This window comes from Scopulibacillus cellulosilyticus (assembly GCF_042665295.1).
In the GTDB taxonomy this organism is placed as follows: Bacteria; Bacillota; Bacilli; order Bacillales; family Sporolactobacillaceae; genus Scopulibacillus_A; species Scopulibacillus_A cellulosilyticus.
This window is the reverse complement of the sequence record NZ_JBHTCO010000005.1, coordinates 21,117-34,644: the sequence shown is the minus strand read 5'-3', so window position 1 is coordinate 34,644 and position 13,528 is coordinate 21,117. Positions and strand designations below refer to the sequence as shown.

At 37.0% G+C, this 13,528-nt stretch carries 22 protein-coding genes and 1 riboswitch; of the genes, 13 read left to right on the top strand and 9 right to left on the bottom strand.

Features of this window, described 5'->3' with window-relative positions:
• Positions 1–37: 37 nt before the first annotated feature.
• Positions 38–700: an MgtC/SapB family protein gene (locus ACFQRG_RS06790; RefSeq protein ID WP_380965097.1), complete on the top strand. Its 663-nt coding sequence runs from the start codon at positions 38–40 to the stop codon at positions 698–700.
• Between the two features lie 210 nt (positions 701–910).
• On the opposite strand, the gene ACFQRG_RS06785 is transcribed toward ACFQRG_RS06790, so the two are convergent.
• Genes ACFQRG_RS06785 through ACFQRG_RS06775 form a run of 3 tightly spaced genes read right to left on the bottom strand, consistent with a single transcriptional unit; the run spans position 911 to position 3,352 of the window.
• Positions 911–1,561: a TetR/AcrR family transcriptional regulator gene (locus ACFQRG_RS06785; RefSeq protein ID WP_380965096.1), complete on the bottom strand. Its 651-nt coding sequence runs from the start codon at positions 1,559–1,561 to the stop codon at positions 911–913.
• A gap of 44 nt (positions 1,562–1,605) precedes the next feature.
• Complete coding sequence (locus tag ACFQRG_RS06780) at positions 1,606–2,628, bottom strand: ABC transporter permease (RefSeq protein WP_380965094.1); 1,023 nt, start codon at positions 2,626–2,628, stop codon at positions 1,606–1,608.
• Positions 2,618–3,352, bottom strand: coding sequence for an ABC transporter ATP-binding protein (locus ACFQRG_RS06775; protein WP_380965378.1), 735 nt, complete (start codon positions 3,350–3,352; stop codon positions 2,618–2,620). The genes ACFQRG_RS06780 and ACFQRG_RS06775 overlap by 11 nt, the downstream gene beginning before the upstream one ends.
• Positions 3,353–3,599: 247 nt before the next feature.
• Here ACFQRG_RS06775 and ACFQRG_RS06770 point away from each other — a divergent pair, with 247 nt between their 5' ends.
• Positions 3,600–3,689: a putative holin-like toxin gene (locus tag ACFQRG_RS06770; protein ID WP_380965092.1), complete on the top strand. Its 90-nt coding sequence runs from the start codon at positions 3,600–3,602 to the stop codon at positions 3,687–3,689.
• 152 nt (positions 3,690–3,841) lie between these two features.
• On the opposite strand, the gene ACFQRG_RS06765 is transcribed toward ACFQRG_RS06770, so the two are convergent.
• From ACFQRG_RS06765 to ACFQRG_RS06755, 3 genes are read right to left on the bottom strand one after another with little or no spacing between them, the layout of a single operon-like run.
• Positions 3,842–4,627 carry an energy-coupling factor transporter transmembrane component T family protein gene (locus tag ACFQRG_RS06765; protein WP_380965090.1) on the bottom strand — a complete coding sequence of 262 codons (786 nt, stop codon included), beginning with the start codon at positions 4,625–4,627 and terminating at the stop codon, positions 3,842–3,844.
• Between the two features lie 23 nt (positions 4,628–4,650).
• Positions 4,651–6,123 carry an ABC transporter ATP-binding protein gene (locus tag ACFQRG_RS06760; RefSeq protein WP_380965088.1) on the bottom strand — a complete coding sequence of 491 codons (1,473 nt, stop codon included), beginning with the start codon at positions 6,121–6,123 and terminating at the stop codon, positions 4,651–4,653.
• Complete coding sequence (locus tag ACFQRG_RS06755) at positions 6,107–6,691, bottom strand: ECF transporter S component (RefSeq protein WP_380965086.1); 585 nt, start codon at positions 6,689–6,691, stop codon at positions 6,107–6,109. Before ACFQRG_RS06755 ends, ACFQRG_RS06760 begins: the two co-directional genes overlap by 17 nt.
• 181 nt (positions 6,692–6,872) lie before the next feature.
• Positions 6,873–6,971: riboswitch (TPP riboswitch) on the bottom strand.
• Between the two features lie 229 nt (positions 6,972–7,200).
• Between ACFQRG_RS06755 and ACFQRG_RS06750 the strand changes: the two genes are divergently transcribed.
• The 9 genes from ACFQRG_RS06750 to ACFQRG_RS06710 all read left to right on the top strand — a co-directional run bounded on the left by ACFQRG_RS06750 (position 7,201) and on the right by ACFQRG_RS06710 (position 10,773).
• On the top strand, positions 7,201–7,461 hold the full coding sequence (locus ACFQRG_RS06750) for a DNA alkylation repair protein (RefSeq protein ID WP_380965084.1): 261 nt from the start codon (positions 7,201–7,203) through the stop codon (positions 7,459–7,461).
• Between the two features lie 331 nt (positions 7,462–7,792).
• Positions 7,793–8,014 (top strand): spore germination protein, encoded by a 222-nt coding sequence (locus ACFQRG_RS06745; RefSeq protein ID WP_380965082.1) that lies wholly within the window; start codon positions 7,793–7,795, stop codon positions 8,012–8,014.
• A 76-nt stretch (positions 8,015–8,090) separates the two neighbouring features.
• Positions 8,091–8,708 (top strand): spore germination protein GerPC, encoded by a 618-nt coding sequence (gene gerPC / locus ACFQRG_RS06740; protein ID WP_380965080.1) that lies wholly within the window; start codon positions 8,091–8,093, stop codon positions 8,706–8,708.
• Positions 8,705–8,896, top strand: coding sequence for a spore gernimation protein GerPD (locus tag ACFQRG_RS06735; RefSeq protein WP_380965078.1), 192 nt, complete (start codon positions 8,705–8,707; stop codon positions 8,894–8,896). Before gerPC ends, ACFQRG_RS06735 begins: the two co-directional genes overlap by 4 nt.
• Entirely contained in the window at positions 8,896–9,273 is a 378-nt protein-coding gene (locus ACFQRG_RS06730; protein ID WP_380965077.1) for a spore germination protein GerPE, read from the top strand. Before ACFQRG_RS06735 ends, ACFQRG_RS06730 begins: the two co-directional genes overlap by 1 nt.
• A gap of 75 nt (positions 9,274–9,348) precedes the next feature.
• A complete protein-coding gene (locus ACFQRG_RS06725; protein ID WP_380965075.1) occupies positions 9,349–9,570 on the top strand; it encodes a spore germination protein in 222 nt (73 codons plus the stop codon).
• A 21-nt stretch (positions 9,571–9,591) separates the two neighbouring features.
• Positions 9,592–9,840: a spore germination protein GerPB gene (locus tag ACFQRG_RS06720; protein ID WP_380965073.1), complete on the top strand. Its 249-nt coding sequence runs from the start codon at positions 9,592–9,594 to the stop codon at positions 9,838–9,840.
• 98 nt (positions 9,841–9,938) lie between these two features.
• Complete coding sequence (locus tag ACFQRG_RS06715) at positions 9,939–10,523, top strand: hypothetical protein (protein WP_380965071.1); 585 nt, start codon at positions 9,939–9,941, stop codon at positions 10,521–10,523.
• Between the two features lie 49 nt (positions 10,524–10,572).
• Entirely contained in the window at positions 10,573–10,773 is a 201-nt protein-coding gene (locus ACFQRG_RS06710; protein WP_380965069.1) for a hypothetical protein, read from the top strand.
• A gap of 37 nt (positions 10,774–10,810) precedes the next feature.
• Here ACFQRG_RS06710 and ACFQRG_RS06705 read toward each other — a convergent pair whose 3' ends face one another.
• The 3 genes from ACFQRG_RS06705 to ACFQRG_RS06695 all read right to left on the bottom strand — a co-directional run bounded on the left by ACFQRG_RS06705 (position 10,811) and on the right by ACFQRG_RS06695 (position 12,566).
• Positions 10,811–11,176: a YppE family protein gene (locus tag ACFQRG_RS06705; protein ID WP_380965067.1), complete on the bottom strand. Its 366-nt coding sequence runs from the start codon at positions 11,174–11,176 to the stop codon at positions 10,811–10,813.
• A gap of 70 nt (positions 11,177–11,246) precedes the next feature.
• Positions 11,247–11,567, bottom strand: a complete 321-nt coding sequence (locus ACFQRG_RS06700; RefSeq protein ID WP_380965065.1) for a hypothetical protein — start codon at positions 11,565–11,567, stop codon at positions 11,247–11,249.
• A 108-nt stretch (positions 11,568–11,675) separates the two neighbouring features.
• Positions 11,676–12,566 carry a DUF2515 family protein gene (locus ACFQRG_RS06695; protein ID WP_380965377.1) on the bottom strand — a complete coding sequence of 297 codons (891 nt, stop codon included), beginning with the start codon at positions 12,564–12,566 and terminating at the stop codon, positions 11,676–11,678.
• A gap of 39 nt (positions 12,567–12,605) precedes the next feature.
• Here ACFQRG_RS06695 and ACFQRG_RS06690 point away from each other — a divergent pair, with 39 nt between their 5' ends.
• A complete protein-coding gene (locus ACFQRG_RS06690; protein WP_380965063.1) occupies positions 12,606–12,716 on the top strand; it encodes a hypothetical protein in 111 nt (36 codons plus the stop codon).
• Positions 12,717–12,873: 157 nt separating this feature from the next.
• Positions 12,874–13,470: a Holliday junction resolvase RecU gene (gene recU / locus ACFQRG_RS06685; RefSeq protein ID WP_380965061.1), complete on the top strand. Its 597-nt coding sequence runs from the start codon at positions 12,874–12,876 to the stop codon at positions 13,468–13,470.
• Positions 13,471–13,528: the final 58 nt, after the last annotated feature.

The following is a 13,528-nucleotide window of genomic DNA, read 5'->3' as shown; positions in this document are numbered from 1 at the left end:
TCTTATAAATTTTAATCATGATGGGAGAGATGCAAAATTGGCAATTGATTTAATTGCAAGGCTTTTCGCAGCAGGTATTTTAGGGGCACTTATCGGATTTGAAAGAGAAAAACATTTTAAAGAAGCGGGCCTTAGGACACATTTTTTAGTGGCTTTAGGAAGCGCCCTGACAATGGTCGTCTCCAAATATGCCTTTAATGATGTCCTTCATAATGATGCCATTGAGTTGGATCCAAGCCGCATTGCTGCCCAAGTCGTCAGCGGTATCGGTTTTTTAGGAGCCGGAACCATCCTTGTGCAGCGCCAATCCGTCAGCGGATTAACGACCGCCGCAGGACTTTGGTCGACAGCCGGTGTCGGGCTCACTATCGGCGCCGGCATGTACGTTGTCGGCATTTGCGGAACAATCTTGATTCTGCTCGGTCTAGCTGTGCTAAGGAGTATATTTAAATATACCTTTCCTAAATCTCAAAAATTAACACTCTACATAAAATCGACCGATCTTTTATCAAAAGTTATTGATACTTTAACAACTGAACACTTTTCTGTTATAACCTACCGTGTAAAAGCAAGACAAACCGATAATGAGACGCACTATACTGTTGAATTTCAACTTAAGTCCAAGCGAAGCGTCAAAGATAATCAAATTATTAAAGCGCTTCAGGAACTCCCGGAAATAGAAACTGTAAAAATTTCATAGCAATTTTTTTAATCATAAATTTTACCCTGTAACATCAATATCGTTACGGGGATATCTTTGAAACTAATTATAGAAGTTTCATATGAATTTTTAACCTGAATGTTATTTACTTTTATTATAAGAAAATGCCGGTTTCCATTAACTGAACCGCATCCGGATGCAAACTGAGAACAAAATTTTGAGAAATATCCTATTCAACCCTTATATATTCTATCTTTTTAGACCACGGAGAACAAATTGAATCGTTTGCTCCATCTCAGTATCATCATCCCAGTCTATTTCCGGTTCCAAAAGGTTTTGGGCAATGACATAACCAGCAACAGCTGAAGCAGCGAGCCGCATGACCGTATAAGGGGGCAGATCAATAATCTCACCTTTTTCTTGAAAATGCTTGATTAATTGCTTAATTTTCGCAAGCGGTTCCGGTGCAACATGTTTTTTAAAAAGCACTTTTAACTCCGGATGAAATGGGATTTCTTGAATTAATATTTTAAGGAGCGGTAAATTCTGTTTGATAAAAACTTTTCGATTTTCGATCATAGCTCGCAAAAATGCTTCAAACGTCTCATGTTTTTTGTCCAGTACTTTATTTAGATCCCTAATGATAAAAGGTGCAACCAAACGGCTCATGACCGGAGCTACGATAGCAATCAGTAAATCTTTTTTCGTTTTATAATGACGAAAGATCGTACCCTCTGCTACACCGGCTTTTCGTGCAATTTCATTTGTTGACGTTGCAGAATAGCCTTTTTCGGCAAAGGTTTCAATAGCTGCTTTAACAATACGCTTTTGTTTTTCCGTCAATTTACCATCTTCATTCTCTTCATCAATCAGTTTTTCCCAATCATTCAACTCGTTCATGTTTGGTTCCCTCACTTATCCGTGTTACGTCATTCCATTTTTCATTATAACTTACGGTAGCGGCGCAGTACTAATACATTAAGCAGCATAAAAACTAATGCGAACACACACAAAATTCCGATGTCAAAAGAGATGTCGGACCAACTGCCGCCCCGGAGCATAACGTCACGCAACGCATCTGCACCGTAATATAACGGTGTTAACGGCCCAATCCAACTGACCCAGTCAGAGATTGTTTCAATCTGAAATAGTCCGGAGAAAAATACTTGCGGTACGATGACAAGCGGTATAAATTGAATTAATTGCAGCTCATTATGGGCAAAAGCCGAAAGAAGCGTTCCTAATGCCAATGCTGTAAAAGCTAATAATAATGTAATTAAAAGCACATACCAAATAGATCCGGCCATCCATAATCTAAGAATATAGACGGCGTACCAGACGATGAGAGCAGACTGTATGATAGTAAAAACGCCAAATCCGGAAACATAACCGGCAACGACTTCCCAACGCCTGAGCGGACTAGCTAAAAGTCTTTCAAGGGTTCCTTTGGTACGTTCCCGAAGGAAGGAAACACCGGCAATTAAAAACACGAAGAAAAAGATGAAAAAGCCAAGTAAAACTGGTCCAAAGTTATCAAATGATGTTAAATTTTTGCCGCCGTGTAAATAATGCACACGCGCCTGTAAGTTTTCACCTTTGTCTTGCCTATTTGTCACCTGACTGAGCAATTGAAGAACGGCTTTGTTTGCAGTTGGATCGCTCCCTTCCAAGGTTAATTCAGGGTTATGATTTTTAAACGAAATGGCTGCATCAATCTTTTGTTTACTTAAAGCGTCCTTCGCATGATGTAAACTCATTATGTGTACACTAGCATTAGTTTTTTGAAAGTTGTGAATGAAATTTTTAGGGGCATTTACCAAAGCGATAGATGGATGATAAGTCTTACCATTAAAAACAAGTGACAACAAGGTCATAATAAACAGCGGCGCAATAAACATCAGTGCAAGTGTTCGTTTATCCCTTATAAATTGACGCAAGATCCTGATCGCTAGAGCTTTAATGCGCATGAGCAGCCCCTCCATAAAAGAGAAACGCTTTTTCAATTGTATCCTGGTTCGTTTCAGACTTTAATTGTTCAGGCGTACCCGTTGCGATAAGCCGCCCAGTTCGAATCATACCAAGTCTATCGCAGCGTTCAGCTTCATCCATGACATGAGTTGTTACAAGTATAATTGTTCCCGCTTCTTTTAATGTTTGAAATTGATTCCAAATTTGATAACGTAAAACTGGATCAATACCTACCGTCGGTTCATCCAAAATAAGCAATTTTGGTTCAGCGAGGAGCGCTATTGCCAATGAAAGACGACGTTTCATGCCGCCGGAATATTGGCGGACAATTTTATTTAAATCGTTAGATAACCCGACTGTTTCCATCACAGTTTTAATTCGTTCTTTGCTTTTCTTCCTGCCTATCCCGTATATGGCAGCAAAAAATAACAGATTTTCCTTTGCCGTTAAATCTTCATATAAGGCATCAGCTTGAGCCATATAACCGATTTTCTCCATTAAAGACAGCTTTGGCATCCGTTTATCGAACAGGTAAATGTCTCCTTCTGAAGATTTTTCAATTCCTGCAATCATTTTAACAAGCGTCGATTTACCGGCGCCTGAAGGTCCAAGCAACCCGAAAATCTCCGGCTTTTTAATAGTAAAAGAGATATTCGTCAATACTTGCTTTTTGCCAAATTGTTTAGAGACTTGCTGAACTGAAAGCACCGAACTGTTCACTATTTAATTCCCCCTTTTAAAATGAGTGATTACTCACATCTATATTACAACACAAAAGGATTATACGTAAAGTGAGTAATTACTCATTTTTTGTTTAGCTTTATCCTATATACCCGACTTTTCAGTACACAAAAATAAGCCGCTTCTATTAAACGGTATTTTTAAACAAAATATTTTTTTGATTAAATTTTGAAAAATTCCGTATAGGACAAGTTTGGTTTTGTTCAAGCTAATATTAAGGAGGCGGTGTATGATGAGTATCTATGAGTCGTTAATGTTGATGATTAACTTTGGTATGCTGGTGATCGCTGTCCTTAAGAGTAACAACATTGATAAATAGAAACCATAACCCGCTGTAAATTGCTTTATAATATTAAACGCTTTTATAAATCAGGGAATAAGCTAAAAAATATATCTTAAATGGAAAGATGCTGTTCAAAATGAACAGCATCCTTTTTTTACTTTCAATCGGGAAGAGGATTTAAGATTCCTTTATTCTATCACGTTTGTAAATGGGGTTAGCGGAAGTGATGAAGATAAAATAAAAGCTGCAGCCATTATAACTAACATTGTTAAAAAGAAAATAAAATCATAACTGCTTACCGGTACCTTATAGTAGTATGTCCGGTTTGCCGCAAGAGAAAACCGCTTCGCTTCCATGGCAACAGCCATCCTTTGCGCACGTCTGATTGATTGAGCTAAAAGCGTAATCGCATAGCGTTTGACCTTATTATATTGTCCTTTCAGCCCTTTATTCTTTTCAATGCCGCGAACTTTCATTGCCGCTCTAATAATATGAAACTCTTCATACATAATAGGAAGAATTCGGAAAGCCGCTAAAAAACCGTACGCAAATTTCGGCGGCAATTTAAGCTGCTGCATTAAAGAATAGAAAAACAGTACCGGTTTTGTTGTTGAGGCAAAAACGAGACTTAACATAGCATATAGAAAAGTTCGAAGCCCGATATGAAGCCCCCTAGCCAAGCTTTCTTCAGATATTACAATTAAATGCCATTGAAATAATATATGTGAGCCTTGACCAAAGAAAATCATTGTTGTCGAACTAAGTATAGCGAGTAAAAAAGAAAGCAATAACATCCAGAAAGACAATTTCATATTAAATCCATTAAAAACGAGATATAAAATAAAAAATAAGCTTGTCATCCAAATCATAGTGTTAAGGTTGTGAACCATGAGAACAGCAATAAATAAAATAGCAATAATTAGAAACTTAAGTGAGGGATTGACTTTAGAAAGCCATGTTTGATAAGTTAACAATTCTTTATCCATCTCCTTTCTAACTAAGCTTTAACTGCATCTAAATAAATGCTTTCTGTCCTGTTTAACATGAATTGTCCGCGGGCTGTCAGCAAATCTTTCTTCAATTTGCCGTCTTCAATCTCTAATATTCGGGTAGCAAAGCGTTTTACGATTTCCATTTCATGAGTAACCATTATAACAGCTGTGCCATTTCGTCTTAACTTCTCAAAATATTCAAGAAGGGCAAAAGTATTTTTTGCATCTTGGCCGAATGTCGGTTCATCTAATAAAATCATCTTTGGGCTTTCAAGTAATGCGCAAGCGACGCTTAAACGTCTTTTTTGCCCAATCGACAGTTGATATGGATGCTGATTGATTTGATTTGCAAGTGAAAATTGTATAAGGGCTTGATTGACCCGCTCATTAATGGTTGAATGATCAACTTTTTTCATTTTGAGTCCATATTCGAGCTCATCAATCACTTTATCCGTCACAAACTGAAACTCAGGATTTTGAAAGACGAATGTCATTCCCGAAGAACCCCCGTTAGAAAGATCACGGCAGTTGCCGCTGTTGGGCAGTAAATCCATGATACCCTCAAGAAGAGTACTTTTTCCTGCTCCGTTTTTGCCAATGATTGTAATCCATTCCCCGGATGATACCAACAGTTCCTGTACATGAACTTTAGGCGTCTTCTTACGGTAAACCGTAAAATCTTCAACTTGAAGCAACGGCGTGGTGTCTTGAGACTCTATCATCAAAGGCTCATTTCCATAATTTTGGTTCCAAACACCCGGATACCAAATGCCATAGTCATCAAGTTTACTTTGATAGTCTTTAAAAATAGTACCGGCTTCCCCATCGGCAATAATCTTTCCTTCATCATTGAATAAAACGACCCGGTCGACGAAATGAATAACATGGTCGATTTTATGCTCAACAATAATGACTGTTTTATCAGCGGCAACTTCCTGAATCATTTGCCATAACTCTTCTGTACCTTCCGGGTCAAGCATCGCTGTCGGCTCATCGAGAAACAGGGTATCAGGATCTAAGGCAAGCGCGGAAGCTGTCGCCAGCCGCTGCTTCATGCCTCCTGATAATTGATTGATCGGCGTATGCGTTTCTTCTAAATGAAGTCCAACCTTATTAAGATACTTTTTAATCATGTCCGGCATTTCTATACGAGGGACTTGAAGATTTTCTAATACAAAGGCAATTTCTTCATCAACATACGACATGCAAAATTGCGAATCAGGATCTTGAAAAACATAGCCCCATTTTTCAGGAAGTTTGATATCATCTGCCTTCATAGGGTACTCAATATGCTCCGGAACAAGACCGCACAGCACCTGCATGAGTGTTGATTTCCCGCAGCCGGACGGACCAAGCATCAGAATTTTTTCACCTTTTTTATAATGAAAAGACAAATCCTTAAACTGCATTTCTTTTTCCTTAGGAAAAGCTAAGCGCAAATTTGTGACACCATATTGGGTATTAATTAAGGACATCATAATCATCCTTTGAAACCGGTCTGACGATATTGGCTACCCCGGCTGATTCTAAAGCTTTAACAAGCACGTAAGAAAATGCTCCTGCAATCAATCCTGCGCCAATAAAACGGAAAATAATATTTAAAACAAGATTCCAGCCGGCAAGCTCGAATAAATAACCAAAACCTAAGTCCAATATAAAAGACGCAAGAGCAGATGCCATTCCAGAAAAAACGGCCACAGAAAGATTAAATTTCTTATAACGGAAAGCAAAGAATACGATCTCAGCAAAAAGACCTTGCAAAAAACCGTAATAAAAATCAACAATTCCTCCCTGACCGGCAAATAAAACTTCTCCTAAGGCGGCTGCCGTCTCTGCCAATACGGCGACACCCGGCTTTCTGATTAACAATAGCGCAAACGGCCCGGCCATAAACCACATACCATATACAAGCTGATCAATTTGCAGTCCCAATGGTTTTAATAAATAAGATACCGGGCCCCACAGTTTGTAAATCAAACCGAATACTAATGCGATTACAATTGTCACCAAAATGTCTGTGAGCTTTAACTTACGATTGTTTTTCACGAATTTTCCTCCTCCGGATTTGTCCCTTTGATCCATTAAATAACTGCGAGGCAGTCCTTTCGTGAAAATAGCAAACTGCCTTTTCAGATACCCTTTTTCCAATAACCGTCATATAAAAAAATGCCGCTTTCCGGTATTGGAAAGCGGCATAAGTTAACAAGGTCACCTGTCAATAGAAAGACAGTTACTTTTACCACTTTCCTTCGCTGGTATTATCCAGATCAGGTCTAAGGGTTTAGGCATAAGCCCCTCTCAGCGAAAAGCACCCCTAGTGGAACAAATCGAATATTTTTCTATTTATTAACACGTTACTACAAACATGAACATTTTTCAATATAAAGATTTATTTTAAAAACATATTTTTTTCTTAATTTTTCATATTGCTTTTTAAAATTTCTCTTCATTCGATCATATTCAACATATAAAGTGACAGGCTTGCCAATCGGCAAGTTTTCTTTAATAATCTTTTAATTTTTTGCAAAAAATGAAATAAGGAGGTGTTTTTTTTAATGTCTCATCCTTACCTTTGTCCAAATTGTAAAACAAATAAAACGCGCTTCAATATTATCGAGCAAAAACCTAAGGCAGTTAAAATGGATCCGAATACCGGAGAAATAACCGAGGAATATAACATGGATCATTTGGACCCTATTCATTTGCCCTATAATGGACCTGAACAAAAGGTCCAGTGCGGTGTTTGCGGGTTAATAGAGGATGAACAATCTTTTATTAAACGTGCAGAATACGCACAAAATAAAGAAAGTCTATAAAGTGAAACTTCCATCAGTGGGGGTTTTGTTCATCCCCCCACTGATGGTTAGTTGAACTTATCGGGGGGTTAGCGTCCGTTATCTCCCGCCTAAACTTCATTGTTTAAACTCAAGTTTTGAGGCGGGAGTTTTACGGACGCTTGCACCGGGATAAATCATTAATATTTTAACCAGCTGTCGGCTGGTTTTTTTCATTAAAACAGTTTAATTTAAAGGTACTGAACTCCCCGGTCCGTGTCTAAAGGGTTTACAAGCCGGCAAGTTTTCTTTAACAATTATTCGCCCATTTCATAGACTAATGTAAGGAAATCAGCAAAAGGATGTTATTCATATGCCTGCTCTTGTCGGTATAATCAAAATTAGTGTCATGTCAAGCTCCTCTGTTTTGAATGTCGGTGATGTTTATAATCTTTCGCCGTTTGCTTTTTCCAAAAGTTTTGCCGGGGCTGGTTCTTTTAACACTGGAGACAGATTAGTTATTCATAATGCACCAAATTCAACTCAGGTTGAAGATCCCGATCTTATTGACCAGGGAAATGCCTTAAATGTATAGCCCTTTTCTAAAATTTCTTTTTCACAGGTCATCGTCCCCCCTATTTACTGCATATCTTTAAATAGAGAGGTGAGCGATGGTGAATTACCAACAGCCTTATCAATGGCAACAAATTATACAACATTTGCACGGTAAGATGAATACGCAGGAAAAACGCATTCGGGAATTAGAAAAAGTGATTAAAACGATGAAAACAGATATGGACGGCTTAAAAAAACAACAACCTTTAACTGTCAATTATTCTTTTGACCAATTAAAAATTGACACGCTTGAGGGTACTTTGAATATTGGCTTAAACCCAAATAAAGATATGGAGGATCTGGACGATTTTACAATAAATGACCAAACCATTCATGCGCCGGAACAACCCATTGATCCTTCCTCAGCGGTTATGAATGATGTTAATCATTTTCTGAATCAGTATTTCAGAGAGCAAGCATTTGAAGATTTACGCGGGATCGAGCAAGAAAAAGGTTATCCTTTAGATGACACATATCGGCAGTTTATTATTAATGATGTTCAAAAACAGCTTAATAACCGGGCTCAATATTATTTATCTAAATACCAGGAGCAATATCTTGATAATCGGGAAGATTTAGTTGATGTCATTAATGAAAAGCTGCATGATGACATTAGAAAGGCATTTAGTATGTTTATTGATTATCTTCCTAAAAAAAGGCGTGATTCACAATGAATTTTAATGTCGTTAATAAGGAATTATGCGTGAACAATATAAGGATCATCGGTGTGGCAACGGCTTCTGTCGTACTGATTGGCGATGCAAAAACAATTGGATCATCGTCCATTTTCGATACTCCGGCAGAATCACTGATCGTCGGTGAAGCGCTCGCACCATATGCTGCTCAGGGGGTCGTGCGGTAGTGCCGGTTAGAACTTCAGTCGTAGACACGCTAAAAATTAACACCATTTCCTTAAGTTCAATCCTTGAGGTTGGTGATTCTAAGCGGGTCACACCAGTCGGAAAAGTTTTTGCCATCCAAAGAGAATATCCAATTTACCCTAAAAATGACCCCATTCTTAATCAGCATCATTATATTTTTGATGTACCATTGCTTGAAGCCAATATTTACGAACCTGTTCATACAAATGTCATTAATGAAGATCCTTTTATCAAGGTCAATCATATTAAAATAACCGGTGTATCTACGGCTTCTGTTATAGATGTTGGTTCTACAGATTATGTTTACACTGAAGCACGGGTTAAAAACATCCGGCAATTTTTTAATCCGCCTGACTGAGACCTCATTAATCTAACATTTAACCATTCACCGGCATAGAATAAATTTATCAATAGGTGTAAAGGATGTTTCGATATGCCATCAATTGCGGGACCAATTAAAATCAACAGTATAGGCAGCGGCGCCGTTTTTCACGTCGGCGACTCATTAAATATTGCGCCTAAAAGCACATCGAAAACATATGCCGGATCAGGTGCGTTAAGTACTGGCGACTTTTTACAAACAAATAATCTGATAAACAGCACAAATACTTTCGATTCAGATCTTGCAGACGGAAGTAATGCGGCTAATAATTAATTTTTTATTGGAGCGTTCCATATGAATTTTTTTATTAACCAAGACATTCATATTCATCAATTAAGAATTAATGGTCTATCAAATTCATCTGTATTACAAATTGGCAGTGCCGGAATGATTAAGCCTGTATCTAATGCCTATAATTCAGGAAGATTCACACAACCAGCACCTCAACTTGCCTTGCCGGGTCAAATAACACATCCAGGAGAAGCTCCCCAACCAAGTGAAACACTTCAGCCTATTCTAGTGCCTCTTCCTGCACCAACTTAAATTAACTGTCATTCTGGCGGATAAGATAATTTTGATTAAAAATATAGAAATTGAGACAACATATATAAGAAATATAAATTGTTGGAGATGATCCCTGCATGACAGTTATAAAACGTTTAATGGTTTTTCCAGCATTAATTCTTATTTTATTCATTGGGGAGGCTCATGTATCAAAAGCCTTTAATGTCCATCATGATCTTATAAAAAGCGCGCAATTAAAAACCAGTCAGGATTTGATTGCTTCATCCGATTTAATTATTTTAGCTGAGATTCAAGGTGTCAGTTATCAATTCAATACAGGGCGTCATACAGACATTGGTAAATTTATTAACTATGTACAGCCTTTATCCGTTAAAACAGTATACAAAGGGTCTGAACAACACGATGTTCATCTATTAACAACAGGCATTTATCCTTTACCTAAACCTGAGAATCCGCTTAATAATCTATATCCTGGCGCTATTGAAAACGGTACGTATCTAACCTTTTTAAAAAAAATTCCAGGCACGCCATATTATCAGTTAAACGGCGGATGGCAAGGATTATACCCGCTTATTAATGGCCGAACTTTTGCTTTATCCGGCGGTTTTACACGGTTTAACGACTTAGCTCCCAAAGATATTAACCACATTATTAAAACTCGCAATGGCGAGTTTTTTTCTATTAAAATTAGCATAATCTGATTTGGACAACCATATGATGTATTAAATAAACACATTGGGAGGACAAATAATGATTGCTGGAAAAGTATTGGAAAAGGCTAAACCTAAACGTTCATTCACAGATGCCGCGAAAACATTTATAAAAAGTTTTAACAAATTTCAACCAGAAGACCTCCTTGAGAAACTAACTAATGTCATGTTCAAAATCATCTTATTTTTAGGTATCCCATATTTTATATTTATATTTATAAAATTTTTAATGATTTATTAAAAAACAACCCTTCTGTCTATTACGACAGAAGGGTTATTTATAGTTGATTTAACATTGCATCCAGCACATAATCCACCGCTTTTATCGTTTCCAAAAAACGGCGGCGGCGCGTATCTTTTTGAAATGCTGTAACAGAGGTTATCGTCAAATTATCATACGTATCATTAATTTGTATATGATAAACATACTTTGGATGCTGTTTATTAATCCATTCCAGAGCCAATGGCTTCCATTGATCAGCTGCGGCAAGAACCTTATCTGCAAATGGCTTGACTGCACCATAAAAATCAACTTCATAACCTTCTTTGCGGGTCCGGTTGACAAATTGTTCATACGCCATTTGATTATATTCCTTCAGCAGTCTTGTTAATTGTCTTAGGGTTTGTATTTTTTCCTTGTCCACTGCTGTCACCCCCCTCTTCTATCGTACCAAAAGAAAAGGATTATGACATTTCTTTAACAACCATTGCTGCTTAAGAACCGACCAGTTCTTTCAATACCGGTAAATGGCGGTTTTTCATATTAGGCAAGGGAAAAATACCATTCAATTTAGTAAATCTCGTCAGCTCCCGATCAATTAATCTGATTTGTTGATCAATCTGATGAATCATATAATAGATATTTTCTAATTCCTGACGATGATGTAATATTTGCATGGATACAATCTCATCTGCTTTATTAGAAATTTTTTTCTCCAACTGATCCATTTTGACTTCCAGAAAATCCATCCGAACATCTAATTCTTTTCTTGATAAGCCATAAGAAGTTTCTTCAATATGCTTCTTCGTTTTCATGACCATCAACTCCCGTTGGTTTCTTAACTTAAATAGTTCTTTCTTTCTGGTGAACGTCCTGCCGGCTTGACAAAAGAAGTGCTTCTTCATCAAAGAAAGGTGGCTTTCTCATTCTTTTTTTAAAATTCGACAAAACAATGACATAAGAGCTGCTAATTTCTCAATTTGCTTTTGTTTTTTTACATACCAATGGCTGATGTCATAAGGTAAGAATTTTGGGTTATCAAACCATTTATTGTTTATTTCACCGTTAAACCAATCGTTTATTTCGCTTAAATGATGTTTAACAGGATTGTAAAAACTTCTTAAGTATGTATAATAGGTAGTTGTCTCCTGTCGAAATTGATCATAATCTATCCGTGATCCGGTTGGTTCTACGGTTAAAGCAAATTTTTGGATTTCCTTTGAAACTGGAGACTCAAACAGCAGCCATGACAGCTGTTTACCAAATTCAATTCTCTTTTCTACATGTGTAAATCGGTAAACAGAAAAGCCGTATAAAGCACCTTCAACAGTCGGAAAAATGACTGCTGTTTGATGCAGCCATTCTTGAAATTTAAAAAATAACCGGTTAAAAACCCTGTTATGAAAAAAGCTTTGTTGAATAACCGGCTTTTCAATGACTTGCTGTTCATTAACAATTTGGCTTGTACAAAGACGGCGCTTATCCTGTGTAATCCAAAACAATTCCCACTCCTTCTCCATAAAAATAGATATATTGAATGCTTTTAGTAAATAAAAATAAGGTCTATTTTTTTGCTTTGATAAATGATAGGTAAGAAGTTGTGGAAAGGCATCCGAAAATATCAGCCAATTTGGCCTTTCATAAGTATGAAAAAGGATAAAGCGATCACGCTCTTTTAATAAATTTTTAAGAGGGGGTAGAGCAAGGTCGGTCATATTCCACCCGGCATTTCTTGAAACCATGCTGGCAAGCAGCGCCCAAATAATTTCTGGGTTTTCAAGATAAAATTGGATATATGCCTTCGTCCTTGATATATTATCAAGATTACATTTGTCAGTTTTACTGCGAATGTAATGAATGAATTGTCGATCTTGCTTACTAAAGCATGTTTTTTGTCGACGGTGACAGATATCACTAAAGATGTTAGACTGTATAGGCATAGCTTTCTCCTTATCAATGGATAGAACAATGTCATAAAAATTTACCATATCCCTAGCATTAATACGTTATAATAAAGAGAAACTAAGTTATTGTTTTTTAATAATTTAGTTGATCTTACACTTTCTTCATATATATAGTAAGAAAGTAATATCAAGAAAATAGAAAAAAGGAGTTTGCATCTTGACTATTTTCTATCCAAACGGTAAACCTTATTTGAATCATTCACCAGCCAAAACTGATAAATCAAAAGTAAATTTCGCCAATCGCGGCATGACGCTTGAAGAAGATTTAAACATTACAAATCAGTATTATTTGGACCATGATTTAGCTGTTATTCATAAAAAGCCAACCCCCGTACAAATAGTTAATGTCGATTATCCAAAAAGAAGCGCAGCCAAAATTACTGAGGCTTATTTTAGAAAAGCTTCAACAACCGACTATAACGGATTATACCGGGGCCGCTATATTGACTTCGAGGCAAAAGAAACGAGAAGCAAAACCGTTCTACCGCTGAAAAACTTTCATGACCATCAAGTGGAACATATGAAAAAAGTAAAGTCTCATGGCGGTATATGCTTTATCATTGTTAAATTCACGGTCAGCCGCGAAATATTTTTATTAGATGCAGAACATCTTGTCGAATACTGGGCCAAACAAAAATCCGGCGGTGAAAAGTCAATTCCGAAAGCTGTCATTGAAAATAGAGGTTATCTTATTTCACAAGGATTTATGCCGCGAATTGATTATTTAGCAATAATTAATCGTGTTTATTTTTAATTTAGCCATAAGGTTATTTTTTCATACGAATGTTATATTTTGAATAGATTTGTCGTCT